The organism is Draconibacterium sp. IB214405 (genome assembly GCF_033963885.1).
GTDB lineage: Bacteria > Bacteroidota > Bacteroidia > Bacteroidales > Prolixibacteraceae > Draconibacterium.
This window is the reverse complement of sequence record NZ_JAXBMA010000005.1, coordinates 33535-51570: the sequence shown is the minus strand read 5'-3', so window position 1 is coordinate 51570 and position 18036 is coordinate 33535. Positions and strand designations below refer to the sequence as shown.

General features: G+C 40.6%; 14 protein-coding genes. 9 read left to right on the top strand and 5 right to left on the bottom strand.

The features are described from left to right. The first annotated feature begins 70 nt into the window (after nt 1–70). From SLH46_RS17690 to SLH46_RS17675, 4 genes are all read left to right on the top strand, one after another. Nucleotides 71–1621 carry an Rne/Rng family ribonuclease gene (locus SLH46_RS17690; RefSeq protein ID WP_320282545.1) on the top strand — a complete coding sequence of 517 codons (1551 nt, stop codon included), beginning with the start codon at nt 71–73 and terminating at the stop codon, nt 1619–1621. A gap of 62 nt (nt 1622–1683) precedes the next feature. Further along, entirely contained in the window at nt 1684–2763 is a 1080-nt protein-coding gene (locus SLH46_RS17685) for a helix-turn-helix domain-containing protein (RefSeq protein ID WP_320282544.1), read from the top strand. Between the two features lie 185 nt (nt 2764–2948). Then, on the top strand, nt 2949–4874 hold the full coding sequence (locus SLH46_RS17680) for a protein-disulfide reductase DsbD family protein (RefSeq protein ID WP_320282543.1): 1926 nt from the start codon (nt 2949–2951) through the stop codon (nt 4872–4874). 13 nt (nt 4875–4887) lie between these two features. Further along, on the top strand, nt 4888–5340 hold the full coding sequence (locus SLH46_RS17675; protein ID WP_320282542.1) for a protein-disulfide reductase DsbD domain-containing protein: 453 nt from the start codon (nt 4888–4890) through the stop codon (nt 5338–5340). 523 nt (nt 5341–5863) lie between these two features. Here the strand turns inward: SLH46_RS17675 and SLH46_RS17670 are convergent. Next, nucleotides 5864–8677 carry a M16 family metallopeptidase gene (locus tag SLH46_RS17670; RefSeq protein ID WP_320282541.1) on the bottom strand — a complete coding sequence of 938 codons (2814 nt, stop codon included), beginning with the start codon at nt 8675–8677 and terminating at the stop codon, nt 5864–5866. A 191-nt stretch (nt 8678–8868) separates the two neighbouring features. Here SLH46_RS17670 and SLH46_RS17665 point away from each other — a divergent pair, with 191 nt between their 5' ends. Continuing rightward, nucleotides 8869–9492 carry a cysteine hydrolase family protein gene (locus SLH46_RS17665; protein ID WP_320282540.1) on the top strand — a complete coding sequence of 208 codons (624 nt, stop codon included), beginning with the start codon at nt 8869–8871 and terminating at the stop codon, nt 9490–9492. Nucleotides 9493–9650: 158 nt separating this feature from the next. On the opposite strand, the gene SLH46_RS17660 is transcribed toward SLH46_RS17665, so the two are convergent. Continuing rightward, entirely contained in the window at nt 9651–10943 is a 1293-nt protein-coding gene (locus SLH46_RS17660; protein WP_320282539.1) for an aminotransferase class I/II-fold pyridoxal phosphate-dependent enzyme, read from the bottom strand. A gap of 162 nt (nt 10944–11105) precedes the next feature. Beyond that, a complete protein-coding gene (locus SLH46_RS17655) occupies nt 11106–11525 on the bottom strand; it encodes a hypothetical protein (RefSeq protein WP_320282538.1) in 420 nt (139 codons plus the stop codon). Between the two features lie 109 nt (nt 11526–11634). On the opposite strand from SLH46_RS17655, the gene SLH46_RS17650 reads away from it, so the two are divergent. Further along, complete coding sequence (locus SLH46_RS17650) at nt 11635–12234, top strand: HAD family hydrolase (protein ID WP_320282537.1); 600 nt, start codon at nt 11635–11637, stop codon at nt 12232–12234. Between the two features lie 64 nt (nt 12235–12298). On the opposite strand, the gene SLH46_RS17645 is transcribed toward SLH46_RS17650, so the two are convergent. Then, complete coding sequence (locus tag SLH46_RS17645) at nt 12299–13924, bottom strand: hypothetical protein (protein ID WP_320282536.1); 1626 nt, start codon at nt 13922–13924, stop codon at nt 12299–12301. Between the two features lie 18 nt (nt 13925–13942). After that, a complete protein-coding gene (locus SLH46_RS17640; protein WP_320282535.1) occupies nt 13943–14650 on the bottom strand; it encodes a hypothetical protein in 708 nt (235 codons plus the stop codon). Nucleotides 14651–14788: 138 nt separating this feature from the next. On the opposite strand from SLH46_RS17640, the gene uvrB reads away from it, so the two are divergent. The 3 genes from uvrB (at nt 14789) to smpB (ending at nt 18014) form a co-directional block, all read left to right on the top strand. Beyond that, on the top strand, nt 14789–16822 hold the full coding sequence (gene uvrB, locus SLH46_RS17635; RefSeq protein ID WP_320282534.1) for an excinuclease ABC subunit UvrB: 2034 nt from the start codon (nt 14789–14791) through the stop codon (nt 16820–16822). Nucleotides 16823–16949: 127 nt separating this feature from the next. Beyond that, nucleotides 16950–17516: a Yip1 family protein gene (locus tag SLH46_RS17630; RefSeq protein WP_320282533.1), complete on the top strand. Its 567-nt coding sequence runs from the start codon at nt 16950–16952 to the stop codon at nt 17514–17516. A 36-nt stretch (nt 17517–17552) separates the two neighbouring features. Beyond that, complete coding sequence (gene smpB, locus SLH46_RS17625; RefSeq protein ID WP_320282532.1) at nt 17553–18014, top strand: SsrA-binding protein SmpB; 462 nt, start codon at nt 17553–17555, stop codon at nt 18012–18014. Nucleotides 18015–18036: the final 22 nt, after the last annotated feature.

The following is an 18036-nucleotide window of genomic DNA, read 5'->3' as shown; positions in this document are numbered from 1 at the left end:
TAATGCTTTAGGTTTAGTCTGTTATAACGATTAGTATTAACCAAAAGAAGTAGATGATTAATTAAAGGTTGTGAGTAGCGATTTAATAATTGATGTAACTCCATCCGAAATTGTTATTGCCTTACAGGAAAAGAAAAAGCTAGCAGAGCTAACCAGAGAAAGAAGCGGGGCAAAATTCGCTGTCGGAGACATATACCTCGGCAAAGTGAAGAAAATTATGCCCAGTCTGAACGCTGCTTTTATCGACGTAGGTTACAGCAAAGACGCTTTTTTACATTACCTCGACATGGGACCACAATTCGCCACACTGAACAAGTTTCTGCGAATTGCCTCGTCACGAAAGAATAAAATTTCTTCCATTTCCAAAATTCATTCGGAACCCGACATTAACAAAGAAGGTAAGGTAAACGAGCTCTTAAAAGTAGGTCAGAAAATATTGGTTCAGGTTGCAAAAGAACCAATTAACACAAAAGGCCCGCGGTTAACTTCAGAAATCTCCATTGCAGGTAGAAATTTAGTTTTAATGCCATTTAGCGACAAAATATCTGTGTCGCAAAAAATCAGATCAACCGAAGAAAAAAACAGGTTGAAAAAACTGATCCAGAGTATTAAACCCCGCAAATATGGAGTAATAATCCGCACTGTAGCCGAAGGTAGAAAAGTAGCTGAACTCGACAAAGAGCTTCGTCGTTTGGTTGAAAAGTGGGAAACCACCTTTCAAAAGCTTCGCAGAGCACAGGCTCCTTCGCTGATTATTGGCGAAATGGACCGAACAACAGCCCTGTTGCGCGATATTTATCATCCCAACTTCAATAGCATTATTGTTAACGATCAATCGGTAGCGTCAGAAATTGCCGATTACATAGGTAGCATTCAGGCCGACAAAAAGAAGATAGTTAAATACTACAAAGGACGTCAGCCAATTTTCGAACATTATGGCATTGATAAACAAATAAAAGCCTCGTTCGGAAAAACAGTATCATTTAAAGATGGTGCCTATTTAATCGTAGAACACACCGAAGCGTTCCATGTTATTGATGTAAACAGTGGGAATCGTGCAAGAGCCGGAAACGACCAGGAGAAAAATGCCCTGGAAGTGAACCTGGCTGCCTGCGACGAAATAGCAAGACAATTACGGTTGCGAGACATGGGTGGAATCATAGTAATTGATTTCATCGACATGCATGTCGCGGCCAATCGCCAGAAAGTGAATGATCACATGAAGGAGATTATGGCTGACGACCGGACCAAGCACAACATCCTTCCACTGAGTAAATTCTGTCTGATGCAAATAACCAGACAAAGAGTTCGCCCGGAAGAAAAAGTGGAGACTGCCGAGAGCTGTCCTACTTGTAAAGGAAGTGGAAAAGTTGTGCCCACTGTTTTATTTGCCGACGATATCAACGGTAAAGTAAACTACGCGCTAAAGGAGCTGAACAAGAAGAAACTAACTCTGAAAGTTCATCCTTATACAGCTGCTTATCTTACAAAAGGATGGAAAAGCCAGCAAAACAAGTGGTTTTTCAAATACCTGAAATGGGTAAGCGTTGAAGCTGTAAATTCGTATTCCTATCTGGAGTACCATTTTTTCGACGAGAATGAGGAAGAAATTATTTTATAAAAGGAAAGCCGTTCATAATTGAGCGGCTTTTTTTATTTTCGCAGTATAGCAAAGAAATTCGGATGTCGTTAAAAAAATTACTCTATATAATTCTTCTCCTTTTTATTACTACCACTTCTTTTGGACTCGAGATTAAAGGTAAGATCGAGTTAACAGATCAGTGGCAGCCAAAAGTGTTTCTTGCTTTACTCAACACGCCCGAAGATATTTTTGTGGCATCGCCCGATTTTATTATTGCCGAAACATTTATTAATCCCGATGGCAGTTTTGTGATTAACACACATTCAGTTCCCGATGACGAACGTTTTTACCGTTTGTACCTGGTGCAGGGCGACAATGCATCGGTTCAATTTAGCGCGACTCAAAACAAAAATTACGTTCATTTGCTGTTAAACCGCCAATCGGCAATTGAACTGAGTGCCACAACCCGGAATAATTCGCTGGAGATTACAGCGTTGAATGGAAGTGATGATACAAAAGATATTTTTGAATTTGACGAAAAGTTTCAGGAACAAAACAGTGAGTTGAGTGGCCAGTTGCCAAAAGCGCAAAGTACTTTCTTGTCGCAGGAACTGGAAACTTTTATTCATTCGGTTGTAGCCGATGCGAATAATCCTTACGTAGGACTTTATGCCTTGTACCACATCGAAGACAAGGAAACCGATTTTTTGAGAAACAGCGATTTCTATTTTAATTTTCAGAAGCGTTTGGAAGCGGAACTTCCGGTAACGCCGTATACCGAAGCTTATTCCGAGCTACTGGATGAACTCGTAGGTTTTCGTGAATTTGTTTGCGAAATGCCCGGCGTACAACCGAAGTGGAAAGATTGGTTGATGATAATTGAGGCGGTTATTATCCTTGTGCTACTTATCATTTTGATCGGATTGTACAGTCGAATCAAGAAAATTCGCGGACAGGAAAACGATCCTGCAAACAATTTGAAACCACTCTATGAAGGGTTAACCTTAAAACAACAGGAAATACTCGGTCTTTTGGCCGATGGAAAGACGAATAAGGAAATTGCACAAGAACTTTTTGTGGAATTAAGTACGGTGAAAACGCACATTAATAACATTTACAGGCAGTTAAATGTGTCGACACGCAAAGAAGCAGTTGACTTTTATCGATCGATGAAAAACTAATGGGAGGGGGTCTAGACCCTATTTCAAACCCAGTCTAAGTACTTTTAGTTAAACAGAACTATCATTTTTTTTGTTTTCACTTTTAGTTTTGTAACATCCAAAAACTATTGGATAGTTGGCACCAACAGAATGCCGTTAATAAAACCAAAAAAGTAATATCACAAGTTTATTTCAATAATAACGCTATGAAACGAATACTATTAGCAGTTTTTCTACTAACATCTACTTTGTTGGCTTCTGCACAAATTGTGGAACCTGTAAAGTGGAGTTTCTCTCAAAACAAAATTTCTGACAACGAATTTGAACTCACTTTCACTGCAAAGATTGAAGATGGTTGGCACATGTACTCAACCGATCTTCCTGAAGGTGGTCCGATTAAAACCAGCTTCTACTTTGAAAATGTTGAAGGTGCAGAGTTGGTAGGTGAACCTACTCCGAATAAAGAAGTTACTGAAGAATTCGACCAGTCGTTCCAAATGGATCTGCGTTGGTTCTCAAAAGAGGTAACCTTTACCCAAAAAGTAAAGGTTACAGGAACAGGAACTGTTGGTGGTTACGTTGAGTTTATGAGTTGTAACGACGAAACCTGCACACCGCCGATGGATAGCGAATTCTCGTTTGAACTAACAGACGGAGCAGATCAAACAGCTGATACCGTACCGGTGGATGACAGTGATAGAAATTACTGGAGTATCTTCTTGCTGGCATTTTTAGGTGGATTGGCAGCATTGTTAACACCGTGTGTTTTCCCGATGATACCAATGACCGTAAGCTTTTTTACCAAACAGAGTAAAACAAAGGCCAAAGGAATCAGAAACGGAATCTGGTACGGAATATCAATTATACTTATTTATGTAATACTCGGAACAGTTGTAACTGCCGTGTTTGGAGCAGAGAGTCTGAACAGTCTTTCTACCAACCCATGGTTTAACCTGTTTTTCGCATTACTATTGTTTGTTTTTGCTTTCTCATTTATGGGAGCTTTCGAAATAGTATTACCAAGCAGCTGGGTGAACGCTGTCGACAGAAAAGCCGATAAAGGTGGACTGTTGGGAATATTCTTTATGGCTTTTGCACTGGCGCTGGTTTCGTTCTCGTGTACCGGACCAATTGTTGGAGCCTTGATTGTTGAAGCTGCCCGGAGTGGTGGTTTGGCGCCTGTAGTTGGTATGTTAGGATTCTCGTCGGCACTTGCGATTCCATTTGCCTTATTTGCAGCTTTCCCGGGATGGTTGAACTCGTTACCAAAATCAGGTGGCTGGTTGAATTCAGTAAAAGTTGTTTTAGGATTCCTGGAGTTTGCTTTTGCTTTCAAATTCCTGTCAATTGCCGACATGGTTCTTGACCTGCATATTTTGGAACGCGAAGTTTACATTGCCATTTGGATCGCCATTTTTATGGGACTGGCGTTGTACCTGTGGGGTAAAATTAAACTGCCACATGATTCGCCAACAACTCATTTGCCGGTATCGCGCTTTATTATGGGAACCATGGTTTTTGCATTCGTAATCTATATGGTTCCAGGATTGTGGGGAGCACCGGTGAAATTGATCAGTGGATTTCCTCCGCCGGTTGATTATGCTGAATCGCCGCTGGGTGTTGGTCGTACACAACCTGCAGGCGCTGTTGCAACCGGACATTCATCGGGTACAATGGCGGTGGGAATGCACATTGGACCACACGGAATTCCATTATTCGATGATTATGATAAAGCACTGGCGCACGCCAAAGAAACAGGAAAACCCTTGTTAATTGATTTCACCGGAAAAGGTTGTACCAACTGCCGGAAAATGGAAGACAATGTTTGGGTAGCGCAGGAAGTGAAAAACATGTTCCTCGAAGATTTTGTGGTCGTGTCATTATATGTTGATTTAAAAACCAAGTTGCCGGAAGAAGAACAATATGTTTCGGAAACCACTGGTAGAAAAGTGAGAACGATTGGAAATAAATGGACCGATTTCCAGATTTCGAGATACCACAGAAATACCCAACCTTATTATGTAATTCTTGATAGTAACGAGAAAGAAGTAGTTGATGGATACGGCTATGATCCGGATGCTGACGACTTTATCGAGTGGCTGAACAGTGGATTAACGGAATACAAAAAATAAAAAATACAAACTGATGAAAAAGCTAATTTTCTTTCTGGGATTTATTGCCGTTGCGGCATTTGCTCAGGCACAAATGATGGAGCCCGTTAAATGGGATGTTCAGATCAAACCGTTAAAAGGTGGAAATCAGTACGAGATTGTTGCAAAAGCAAAAATCGATATGGGATTTAAACTTTACGGTGTTGAAATGGAGGACGGTGGTCCGGTGAAAACATCATTTAATTTCGAGACACTTGAAAACTGCAAGGAATTTGGAAAAGCCGTTGAAGTTACGCCTTCGCATAAAATGCACGACAAAATGTTCGACATTGAAGTAACCTATTTCAAAGGCGAAGCAACAATCTCACATAAAATTTGGGTAACCGAAAAACCAGCAAAAGTTGCCGGTTATATCCAGTGGATGAGTTGTAACGACGAAATGTGCACACCTCCAACCGATGAAGAATTTGAGTTCGTGATTGAGTAATCGATCGCTATTCAGATATTTTAAAAGTAAAAACTGCACTAAGGCCGGAAGCGAAAGTTTCCGGCTTTTTAGTTTTTGGTTGGCTGCATGAATCTTTATGATTAAGGGCTAAAGCCCGGAATGTTTGGCGGTTGACTAACCCCGGCATTAATGCCGGGGTTAAGCATTATGTAGCTACACCTGGGCTTTAGCCCTTAATTGTTTTAGCTGTTTTTATTTTGGTCATTGAAGTGGTTGTTAATAGGATAGTATTGCCATAGAATAACACAATCTGTAAGTAAACACTTGGTTTTTTACCCCTAAATCCCCTGTAGGGTACTTTAGGTCTCCCACTTTAGGGAAGGTTCGGAGGAGTTAATTGTGCGTTGATTATAAATTGAAAGTTTCATCTTTACTTGTTTCACTTTTTATACTTCCTTGCAAATTATTTTGTGGTAGTGCAACATTTAATATGGTACATCATGCAATAAAAAAAACCGGAGTGAAGCACCCCGGTTTTTTTTATATTCGTTTAATCGAATGTCTATTCTGCCTTTTTCGGTAAGAAGACTACATCAACAACATCAGAGTCGGTATAAAATGCTTTTGCAAATTTTTGAATTTGTGCTGTAGTTAAACCATCCAATACGTTATCGAAGTTTTCTGCTGCATCAGTATTGTATCCATGGTAATAGTCGTTGTACAAGGCGTTCATCCAGTAATTGTTGTGCTCTTTGGCCTGTGCACGCTCTTTTTTCATGTTCAGGATAACTTTATCCAGGTCTTCCTGTGTTGGGCCTTCAGCAACAATTTTGTCAATCTCGCGGTAAATGATCGATTTCAGATGATCAGCTTTTTCCGGATCAGTATCGAACGAAATTTGTAAAGTTTTTCGCTCGTAAGGATACTGGTTCGATGATGAATTAAGAATGACGCCATAAGTTCCACCTTCTTTTTCGCGAACTTCTTCGGTATAACGCAAATCCAGAATTGCTTTTAATACAGCCAATTCAATATTGCTAACAGGTTTATATGCTAATTCCTTACGGATAATAATAATTACAGTTCCTTTTTCGGTTTGTAAAGGCACTTCAATTTTCTTTTCGGTTTTACCTTCCGGAATTCTAACTTTATGGTCAACCCACTTTTCTTCGCCAGGCAGATCTTTTAACGAACCGATGTATTTAATGGCCATTTCTTTTGCCAGATTTTCTTCGATATTACCAACAATAAAGAAGGTAAAATCACCTGCATCTTTAAAACGGTCGTTATATAATGTTTCCATTTGAGCAAAAGTTATCTCATCGAACATATCAGCTGATGTCAGTTTTGTGCGCTCGTTGTAATTGGTTGCAATCAAAGAAAGCGAATCGCCCATTATCTTTTGCGGATTGTTTGCCATATTTTGCAAATACGCTACGTAACGGCTTTTTAAGGCTTCATAAGCTTCCTCATCAAAACGTGGATTGTTGAATTGCAGATACAATAACTGCATCATCGTTTCAAAATCTTTTGGCGTACTACTTCCGTTAAAACCTTCAGTAAGTTGTCCGAGACTGGCAGAAACAGCTGCCTTTTTCCCTGTTAAAACTTTACGAAGAGCAATTGCGTCAAAATCGCCAACACCAAACGAGCCGATAAACTGTGGAAGCATGTCAGCAGCCTGCAGGTCGCCAGTTTCCAATAACGAATTCCCTCCAAGGCTGAATGAGCGCAACGTAACCTGATCTTTTTCGTAGTCGGCATGTTTAAACACTACCGTGGCGTTGTTGCTCAATTTCCATTCAACAGCATCCAGCTCTTCAAGTTTTTTAGTTGAAACAACTTCAGCTCCCGGTAATTCTCCTTCAATTAGTGAGGCCGCTTCGGCTGAATCTTCATACGGATCGATTGTAGAGGCTTCAACATCAGCCAAAATGGCGAATGCTTCATCTTGTGTGAGGTGTTTTACGCCGCTGTCGGGGCCGGTAATAACGATTACCCGGTTTTTGTCAACGATCATATCGGTAGCCAGTTTGTTTACATCGGCCAGCGTAATTGTTTCAAGAATTGCCTGACCAAATTGCCAGTCAAACTCAGCATCAGTTAAAGGTTCTCCTTCAAGGAAATAGTTCTGAATACCACTAACATATTGGTCGTTGCTGATTTTATCGCGTTGTTTGTAGGCACTTTCCATCGAAGTCAGCAGGTTTACTTTGGCGCGGTTCAATTCTCCTTCAGTAAATCCGTGGCGAATAATTCGTTGTGCCTCGGTGTAAATAGCTTTTAAACCTTCGTCTTCTTTATTTGGATTAGCAGTAGCCGAAATATATGCTGCATCGTACCCTCTTACAAAACCACTAACCTGAACGCTACCGTTAATAAACGGAGGATTTCCTTTTTGTAGCAGTTCTGAGATGCGTTCGCGGCTCATTTGGTTCAGCAGCGTTGCAATATAGTCTTCGCGCAGGTAACCAATGTTTTTATCTTCGCGCGGAGTTGCTTTGTGTTTTATGTAGATTGAAATGCTTGAGTTTGTAGCTTCCTCGTCGGTTGCCAAAACAAATTTCGTTTCGTCGTGCTCAGGAATTTCAAATTGCGGACGCGGTTGAGGATTTTCAACAGCAGGTATTTTCGAAAACAGCTCTTTTACTTTTGCTTCCAGCTGGTCAACATCAATATCACCAACAATTGCAATAGCCTGTAAATCGGTACGGTACCAATCGTGATAGAAACTACGTAAAGTTTCAGGCTTGAAGTTTTTAATGATATCCAGATCGCCGATCACATCACGTTCTGCAAACATCGATCCTTCAAAAACCACCGGAAACCACTGACCACGCATTCTGAAACTTGCATTACGTCGTGTTCTCCACTCTTCAGAAATCACACCGCGTTCGTTGTCAATTTCTTCTTCGGTTAACAAGAGGTAGTTCGACCAGTCGTTTAACACCAAAAGACACGAATCGATTAAGCCTTCACGTGTTGAAGGTACATCGCTAAGGTTATAAACGGTTTCGTTAAAAGCCGTGTAAGCATTAATATTTCGTCCGAAAGCAACACCATTTTTTTCGAGGTAATCCAAAAATCCATTTCCCGGATAGTGTTCGGTACCGTTAAATGCCATGTGCTCGAGAAAGTGAGCCAGACCATTTTGATTATCGTTTTCGAGCAGGGCGCCAACATTCTGAATCATATAAAAACTTACCCTTTCTTTGGGCTCTTCGTTATGACGGATAAAATAGGTCATTCCGTTTTCCAGTTTTCCTGTTCTGATGGCAGGATCAACCGGCACTGCCTGCTTTAGCATGTCTTGTGCTGACACAAAAATTGGGGCAATCAGTAAAAATGCCAGCATCGATAAAACAAATTTTTTCATATTTTTTCTTTTGTAGTTCCTTTTAAACTGCGTTTGAATTTAAGTATTACTCTGTGAGTATAGTTATAACAACGGAAATTACAGAAAGGGTGACTTGAATGGGCAATTTTTTCGGCTTAAATTTTAGAAAACAAGAAAATAAGATAATTTTAGAAGACAAATTGAGGCATAAAACAGCAAAACGTTGAGCAATGGAAAACAAAAAAGTTATTTTTTGGAATGTTGATACGCAGGTAGACTTTGTAGAGCCCGAAGGTAAATTATATGTACAGGGCGCTGAAAAAATAAAACCTTTGTGGCAGCAGATTACGGATTTTGCGAAACAGAAAAATATAACTGTAGTGAATACGGCCGATTTTCATTATCCTGAATCGGCTGAACTTTCTGATGAACCGGACTTTGTAAATACCTTCCCACAACATTGTATGGCTAACACCACGGGAGCAGAATATGTTGCTGAAACACAACCAAACAACCCGGTGGTGTTTGAATGGAACGAAGATTACGACTCGTTTGAGGCAGTTCGGAAAGCGAGAAATATTGTTATCCGCAAAGATGCTTTTGATGTATTTGCAGGCAATCCTTTTACTGATAATGTTTTGCAATTGCTTTCGCCCGAAACGGTTGTAGTTTATGGAGTTACAACCAATGTTTGTGTAAACGATGCGGTTGTTGGCCTGTCGAAAAGGGTGAAGCGTGTTATTGTTGTAAAAGATGCAATAAAGGAATTGCCTAATATTCCTTTACCATTTGACGTGTGGAAAAAACTTGGCGTTGAAATGATGACGTTTGAAGAGTTGGCGGCTCAACTATAACCTGTCATTTCGAACAAAGTGAGAAATCTGTTCTATAAATGTTATAGATTTAGCTTCGCTGATTTACAATTCTCAGTCGTGTCTCCTTCGAAATGACATAAAAAAAAGCCGCATCAAAATATGAAGCGGCTTTCCCGAACTGTGATTGATCACAGTATTTATTTTTTACAGTCTTTGCAGGCTGCGTATATTCCGTCGAACATTTCTTTTACATCGGCAGCGGCTACTGCCGAGAATGCTATTCGAAGAACGTTACCCAAAGCAATTAAACCGATTCCGTATTTTTTAATCAGCAGTTGGCGAACTTCATCTCCAACCAATCCTTCAGCTAACTGAACACACATAAAGTAGCCCGAGTTGTATGGAATTGCCTTAAAACACTCCTCGTATTTCTCGTCTGATAATGCTTCTTTAACCGCATCGTAACGTTTTTGCATGATGTGGTATTTCGCTTCCTTCTGTGCAGCATATTCTTCACTTTCAAAAGCTGAAAGCAACAACGATTGTGAAATGTTTGCAGCGTTGGAAATGTTTCCACGAATGGCACCGGCGGTTTTCGACTCCAATGCGCTGTATAATTCAGCATCGCCACCTTTTATTCCGTAAGTGATAAATCCAACGCGAAATCCCCAAACGTAATCTTCTTTTGTGGCACCGTCAACTTTTACTGCCAACACATTTTCGTGTAACTGGCTAAGTGGCGAGAAAATACTTTCGGTAGCGATTCCCTCTTCGTAAACCAATCCGAAGTAGGCATCATCTGTAATTGTAACAATTTTATTTCCGGCCTCAGCAGCTTTTTTAATAATGGCAACAATTGCGTCTTGCTCTTCAACAGTTGGAGTATAACCCGATGGATTGTTCGGGAAATTCAGGATGACAATTTTTTTGCCAATTCCACCTTCGTTCAATTTTACCTCAAACGCTTCAAGGTCGAAACCACCATCTTTAAACAAGTTGAATTTGCCGATTGAACAGCCGTAAGCATTTGTTAGCGTAAGATTGTAGTTACCCCAGAAAAGATCCGGTACGATAATTTCATCTTCAGCATCGGCAAACATATAACCGGCCATGCTAATACCATGTGTAAGCGCATTGGTTACCACGGGAAGACTCATTTCAACTCCTTCTAATGAAGGATTCTTCTCGTAAATCATCGTTTTCCATTTTGCCCTGATATCGGGACGACCAAAACTCGGCGCATACGGGAATACCAATGAAGGATCCATATTGATCTTTGAAGCCACAGCTTCCAGTCGCATAGGTGTTCCATCGTCCTCAATTGCGGCTCCAATGGTTGCATTAATCTTTGTTCCTTTTGCTTCAGCGGTTTGTCCTAAAATGCCCTTCTTCGGAAAGAAAATGTTTTTTCCTCTCTCGGAAAGCAGTTCAAAAACGGGGGTGCTTTTAGCTTGAATTACGCTGTTAAGTTCAGCAGCCTGTGGATTCATAATCAATAAATTTGTCTGTTGTTATTTGGCTGCAAGATAGGAAAAGCCCTAATGAAAAACGAAGTTTTGTTAACAAGTTGATTTCATTTTTTATAAATACCTAACATATTGAAAGCAGTGGTGTAGGGGATTCTTAAAAATCAAATGTAAAGCCGGTGGAAATTATATCGATCGGACTGCGCCAACCACGATAAAAAAACCAAACAACGCTACCAAACCTGCCAAAACCATAAATAATCGATTGTACTTTTTATTCAGCCAGTCGAGTAGAAGCGCAATAATTGCCAGTATTGCCGAGCCCATAAAACTCAGGTAAGCGGGTAGAAGTTGTGCTTCAATGGGTGCCTCGTTAAGTATTTCGTCATTCAGCTCTTCACTCATTACTTCTTCAGGAGTTAAAAATTTGCCCGGAGCAAGATAATCTCCCAGAATAACATACAGTGAAAACAGACCAAGCGCGATAAAACACGCCAGGCCAATTAAACGAAAAGCCTTTTTGTCTTCCACCCAGCCGTAAACCAGGCCGAAAAGTGCTGCAAAAACTATCCATTGGGGAAATGTGTATAGAAATACTTCTGTCATTGAATCTTAAATTACCGGAAACAAAGGTTAAAATTTTTCTTAAATGTAAAAAGCCTTTTCTGTTTGCACGCTGTAAAAGTTTATTTTCACGCCGCATAATTTGATTACAATGAAAACATTGGATATAAACCCAAAAGCAAAAGGATTAATTTTTGATCTCGACGGAACGCTTGCCGATACGATGCCTGTGCACTTTGTAGCCTATCAGAATATACTTGGTAAGTACGGTGTAGATTATTCTGCAAAAATGTTTCTTGCATTAGCAGGAGTACCTGCGATTGAAACCATTGAAAGAATAAATGAGGTGTACGGAACTTCTCTGAATGCCGAGGAGGTAGGTCACGAGAAGGAAGCAGAGTACGAACGTATGATGCACGAGATGAAACCGATTGAGCCGGTAGTGAATCTGGTAAAACAATATCACGGTAAATTGCCAATTGCGGTTGGAACCGGTGGTTATCATCGTTTGGCGTGGAAAACACTTGAAATAATCGGCTTAAAAGATTATATCGAAATACTGGTTTCGGCCAACGATGTTCAAAACCCAAAACCTCACCCCGAAACATTTCTGCGATGTGCTGAACAAATGGGAGTAGCTCCGGCCGATTGCCAGGTTTTTGAAGATGGTGAACCCGGAATGATTGCTGCCCGCGAAGCAGGTATGATCGCCACATTGGTGACCGATTATTACGATGTTTTTAAGGCATAAAAAAAGGATTCAAAATATAGTTGAACTAAGTTTTGAACCCTTTAATATTTAGGAGGCGGTAATTTTACCATCCCATATCATCACAAATATTCTGTTCAAATTCGTGTTCTATCAGAAACCTTATACGACCGTCTGGCAACTCTTCTGTTACAACCTTCGAGTCGGTAGTGTTAATGTAGTTTCCGTTGGCATCAAACTGAGTTGAGAAGTCTGTTGTTTCCCATTCATCTTCCCATAGTAAACGTAACTGGTACACTTCGCCGGGTTTGGCAAGTACATCCACAATTCCGCCCTCCATATCTATTCCCTGCCAGGCATCGTTGCTGTCTTTTATGCGAATCTGCCCGCTGTAAGTTGGCGCAATTGCAATTGTTGGATTGTCAGGACAAATCGCTTTTAAAACAATCTGGTACTCTTCATATCCATCTGCTTTATCAACATCAACTTTGTAAGTTCCGCTGCAAAGATCGGTAACCGATAAGTCGCTAATTGGTGCAAACGCCGGATTATTCGTTCTGAAAACAAAGGTTGCGGCTCCTGAAGGAACATTTTCAAGCGTAAAAGTCTCAGGGAATTTTCCCTTAAAGTTGGTGCTTTTAATTAGCGAACCATCAGCGTCATAAATATCGGCATCAATTGAAAAACTGGATTGAGCGTTTGACGAAAATTTTATATTGGCACCTGTGGTGCATATGTCTAGCGACGCCTCTGCAACAAGGTACGAGAAATCGGGAGTAGAAAACCATTTGCTGGTTCCGGTGAAACTCCAACTGTCGGTTTCAAAACCGGTAAATCCGAATAAATCTGGTACCGGAGAACTCAGGTACGAGCAGCTAGCTGTAATACCACCATTTTGAAAACTCTTTACCACTTTCCCGTCGATTACCAGCGAACCAAAACTGCCTGATTCCAGCTTTTTAAACAAAACCGACTGTTTTTCGCCCTCAACATTCACAACATCAATTCCTGCGTTGTAATCCGTTTTCTTATTGCTGATGGTTAACTGCAGGAAATTTGCTTTGTCGCTACTGTTTGCATAGGCAGCTTCCAGTTCAGCAACACTGCTGAATAATTCCTTTCCATTAGTATCGGTAAACTGAATCATATCAGCTTTGGTAATGCCGAACTGAACTTTATATGACTTGTCGTCAACTGATACGGATTTGGCAACTAGAGCTCCGAAAATAAATGAATCATCATCTTCCGTTCCGGTAAGTGTTTCGTCATTCGATTTTTTTACAAGCTGTAGTTCATAGGTTTTTTTGCCTTCCGACTGAATTTCAATCCCTTGAGTGAATGCCTGATAGCCATCAACTTCAACATGCACACCATAGTTAAACGGAGAGCTTGCAGTTATTTCAACATTTGGATCGATTGTTAATTCCATTTCCCCCTGCTCTGTCAGATATTCGCTGTTTTTTTCACCGGAAAAATTTACGATGTCGTTAGCATTATCACCGGTAAACCATATTTTGGCCGATTTGGTAATCTGCGCGTTGTCGTCGGCATCCAACAATTTGAAATTCATGCGTGTGGTGAAAAAGTTGAAATCAACGATCAGAAGGTTGATGTCTTCACCGGTATCTTTGTCAATGGTAGGGTTGTTAAACATTTCACCGCAACTCAAAACTGCGATTGCCATTACAAACCCAAGTAGCATTTTATAAATATTCGATACAATCTTTTTCATGATGTCGTGTTTTTGATGTTAAAATAGTTTTACTGCGAGGCCGATTTTTACAACCGGATAAATCTTATACGCATCAAACTGGTATTCCAGGTATTCTGCCTGGCCAAAAGCCGGATCGGCAGTAGGAGAGAGCAAACCGGTAGCTTCAATTTCAATGTCCGGCGGCCCCATGTAATACAATCCTGTTTCAAAGTTAAAAACAATCCCGTCGCGTTTTCCCCAGAAAGCACGATAACCTGCACCAGCGTATGGCGAAACACTCAATCCCGGTTTTGCGGTAAATACAAAATCACCAATAGCTTCCGATGGAATTACAATGTCGCCATATTCATAATCGCTAACGGCAAATCCTTCTACCTCGGTGTTAAACGAGTTAAGTATTGCGCCTACTGAAATATAGAGGTTTTTAGTGTAGTTAAAATCTACCAGGGCCAGAATGCCTCCGGTTTTAAAATCCATGGTAGCATCGTAGGCAATGTCGTTTTCATCAAAGTCAAAATCAACACTTAACGACAAAGTTTCGTATCCTGTTCGCACTGAAAAATTATCGTTAAAAGCATAACGAAGATTGCCCCCAAAACCGTTTGTGGAAACCTGGCCGCCTAGGTATAAACCTTTTGCTTGTGGTGCCCGGTAATTCGACGATACATTTTCATCTTGAGCCAATGTTAAGAAAGAAAATCCCAAACAAAGCACAAGAAAACTCAAGTGTTTTATCCAATTCATATTTAGCATGTTACAAAGCAATTTGCGTCCCGACAAATCACTGATAATTAATGGTTGGGGGCAAAAATAGGAAAAAAAATATATGCAGGTCGTTTTATTAAGATTAAATTTGGAGACATAAATACTGAGAAAAGTCTAATGGATTTTAAAGTAGTTTCGGATTATAAACCTACCGGCGATCAACCGGAAGCGATTAAGCAACTGGCTGAAGGTGTGGATAATGGAGAGCGTTATCAGACCTTGCTTGGTGTAACGGGTTCGGGAAAAACCTTTACCGTTGCCAACGTAATTGAAAAGGTTGAACGACCAACGCTGCTGCTTAGTCATAACAAAACACTGGCGGCGCAATTGTACAGCGAAATGAAACAGTTTTTCCCAAATAATGCTGTTGAGTATTTTGTTTCGTACTACGATTACTACCAGCCGGAAGCGTATTTACCAACTACCGACACATACATTGAAAAGGATTTGTCGATTAACGAAGACATTGAAAAACTGCGTTTGAGTGCAACATCTGCATTGCTTTCAGGAAGACGCGATGTTGTTGTGGTGTCGTCGGTTTCGTGTTTGTACGGAATTGGAAATCCGGAAGATTTTCATGCCAACGTGACCAAGGTGAGTGTTGGCGACGAGATTCAACGAAATGCCTTGTTGTACAATTTTGTTGAAGCACTTTACAGTAGGAGTGAAGTGGAGTTTAAACGAGGAAATTTCAGGGTAAAAGGCGATACCGTTGATATTTTTCCCGCCTATGCCGATGTGGCTTACCGCATAACATTTTGGGGCGACGAAATTGAAGAACTTTCGAGTTTTGATCCGGAAGACGGCCTGACAATTGAAACACTCACTGAGATTGTAATTTACCCGGCCAATATTTTTGTAACCACAAAAGACCGCATGAAATCGGCGATTCATCAAATTCAGGATGATTTGGTGAAACAGGTTGACTTCTTTAAGGAAATTGGAAAGCCGCTAGAAGCCAAACGAATTTTAGAACGTACGGAATACGATATGGAAATGATGCGCGAATTGGGTTACTGCCCGGGAGTGGAAAACTACTCGCGATATTTCGACGGGCGTGCACCCGGAACGAGACCGTTCTGTTTGATGGATTATTTTCCTGATGATTTTCTGGTGGTGATAGACGAAAGCCACGTAACTATTCCGCAGATACGCGCCATGTACGGTGGCGACAACTCCCGAAAAGTAAACCTGGTAGAATACGGTTTCCGTTTGCCGGCAGCCATTGATAACCGCCCGCTAAAATTTGAAGAATTTGAACAGTTAGTAAATCAGGTAATATACGTTAGTGCCACACCGGCCGACTATGAGTTGGTAAAAAGCGAAGGCGTGGTGGTGGAACAGATTATTCGACCGACCGGTTTGCTTGATCCGATAATTGATGTGCGGCCAAGTACCAATCAGATCGACGACCTCTTGCACGAGATTCATCTTCGTATCGATAAAAACGAGCGGGTACTGGTTACCACGCTGACAAAACGGATGGCCGAAGAACTTTCGAAATACCTTGTAAATATGGGCGTAAAAACGCGGTACATTCACTCTGATGTTGATACCATGGAGCGTATTGAAATTATGGAGCAACTGCGCAAGGGCGAGTTTGATGTGCTGGTTGGTATTAACCTGTTGCGTGAAGGTTTGGATTTGCCGGAAGTGTCGCTGGTTGCTATTTTGGATGCCGACAAAGAAGGTTTCTTACGCTCGGAGCGATCATTGACACAGACGGCAGGTCGTGCGGCACGCAACCTGAATGGAATGGTAATTATGTATGCCGACAAGATTACTGCCTCGATGCAAAAGACCATTGATTCAACAAATTACCGCCGGGAGAAACAGTTGAAATACAATGAGGAGAACAACATTGTGCCGAAAGCAATTGTAAAACCAACCCGCGAAATAATAGGATACGAATACCGGAGCGACAAAAATCAGGAGTATGAAGGCGGAATGGGACAGCCCGATATTGCTGCCGATCCGGTTGTTCAGTACATGAGTGTTGAAGGCCTTGAAAAAGCGGTGGAGAAAACAAAAAAACAAATGCAGGCTTCGGCCAAAGAGCTTGACTTTATTGAAGCTGCCCGTTTACGTGATGAGATGTTTGCTTTACAAGCCCTCATCCAGGAAAGGAAACAAGGACAAGGAAAAAAGTAAGGCATCTTCAAATTCATAAAACGTCGGCTTTTTCAATTCTTCAGTTTAACAAATTTTAAATTGAGTGAAACGCGCAGAAATAGCATGTTCTTTAAAAAAGTGTATTTTTGCCGCAAAATCTTGATGGATGGAATTTTCATTTTCAAAACATATTAATGAAATCAAGTTGCTTATTGTAAAACCCGCAGAATTTTGGGAGGAGCAAAAAGAAACCGAAAACAGTGATAAACTTTGGCTGTCCTATTTATTGCCAATTGTTTTGGCAGTTGCCTTATCTGTTTTTATCGGTGAATTTTTTCGACGCACCGATTTTTTTATTCAATATCCGCTGGTAAAAGCTTTTGGCAAAGTTGTCCTTTTTGTATTGCAATATTTTGTCAGCGTATTTTTTACCACGGCGTTGATGAAAACATTTGGAGCCGAGAAGAAAATTGATGTTGCACGAAAGCTGGTAGTTTATTCAATGACACCGATGCTTTTGGTGGCACTTGTAACCAACCTGTTCCAGTTTTTGTATATTCTTGATATTCTGGGAATGTACAGCTTTTATTTGTTTTGGGTTGGAGCAAAAAAGTTGCTTACCTTTCCGAATAATAAAGAACAGAGTTATATATTAATTACAATTGTAGTCAACTTCTTTGTTTTTAGTTTTTTAAATGTGTTTTTGTCCGAATTATTGAAGGCATTTTATTAAAAACGGACGAACAGAATTATTTAAATTGTCAGAATCATGTCGCATAAGCCACAACAAAATATCAGCATTAAAAACCGAAAAGCATCATTTAATTATGAGCTTATCGAGCGGTTTGTGGCCGGAATGAAACTGGTTGGAACCGAGATAAAATCAATTCGTAACGGAAAAGTTAATCTCACCGATGCGTATTGTACACTTATTAATGGCGAGATGTATGTGATAAATCTGCACATTGCCGAATATGAATTGGGTACGATCAATAATCACATTGCGAAACGCGACCGGAAATTGCTTCTGAATAAAAAGGAAATTCAAAAGCTCGATAAAAAAATCAAAGAGTCGGGATTTACCATCGTTCCAACAAAATTGTTTGTAAACGACCGTGGATTGGCAAAACTCGAGATTGCTTTGGCTCGCGGTAAAAAAACATATGACAAACGCGAAACACTAAAGTCAAAAGACGCCAGACGAGACATGGATCGGGCAATGAAGTTTTAGAGTCGTTCAAGGCAAAAGGCAA

Bases quoted from the DNA above. Each gene is read 5' to 3' on its own strand.
- SLH46_RS17685 (WP_320282544.1), top strand. From the start codon at position 1,684: ATGTCGTTAAAAAAATTACTCTATATAATTCTTCTCCTTTTTATTACT.
- SLH46_RS17680 (WP_320282543.1), top strand. From the start codon at position 2,949: ATGAAACGAATACTATTAGCAGTTTTTCTACTAACATCTACTTTGTTG.
- SLH46_RS17675 (WP_320282542.1), top strand. From the start codon at position 4,888: ATGAAAAAGCTAATTTTCTTTCTGGGATTTATTGCCGTTGCGGCATTT.
- SLH46_RS17670 (WP_320282541.1), bottom strand. From the start codon at position 8,677: ATGAAAAAATTTGTTTTATCGATGCTGGCATTTTTACTGATTGCCCCA.
- SLH46_RS17665 (WP_320282540.1), top strand. From the start codon at position 8,869: ATGGAAAACAAAAAAGTTATTTTTTGGAATGTTGATACGCAGGTAGAC.
- SLH46_RS17660 (WP_320282539.1), bottom strand. From the start codon at position 10,943: ATGAATCCACAGGCTGCTGAACTTAACAGCGTAATTCAAGCTAAAAGC.
- SLH46_RS17655 (WP_320282538.1), bottom strand. From the start codon at position 11,525: ATGACAGAAGTATTTCTATACACATTTCCCCAATGGATAGTTTTTGCA.
- SLH46_RS17650 (WP_320282537.1), top strand. From the start codon at position 11,635: ATGAAAACATTGGATATAAACCCAAAAGCAAAAGGATTAATTTTTGAT.
- SLH46_RS17645 (WP_320282536.1), bottom strand. From the start codon at position 13,924: ATGAAAAAGATTGTATCGAATATTTATAAAATGCTACTTGGGTTTGTA.
- SLH46_RS17640 (WP_320282535.1), bottom strand. From the start codon at position 14,650: ATGAATTGGATAAAACACTTGAGTTTTCTTGTGCTTTGTTTGGGATTT.
- uvrB (WP_320282534.1), top strand. From the start codon at position 14,789: ATGGATTTTAAAGTAGTTTCGGATTATAAACCTACCGGCGATCAACCG.
- SLH46_RS17630 (WP_320282533.1), top strand. From the start codon at position 16,950: ATGGAATTTTCATTTTCAAAACATATTAATGAAATCAAGTTGCTTATT.
- smpB (WP_320282532.1), top strand. From the start codon at position 17,553: ATGTCGCATAAGCCACAACAAAATATCAGCATTAAAAACCGAAAAGCA.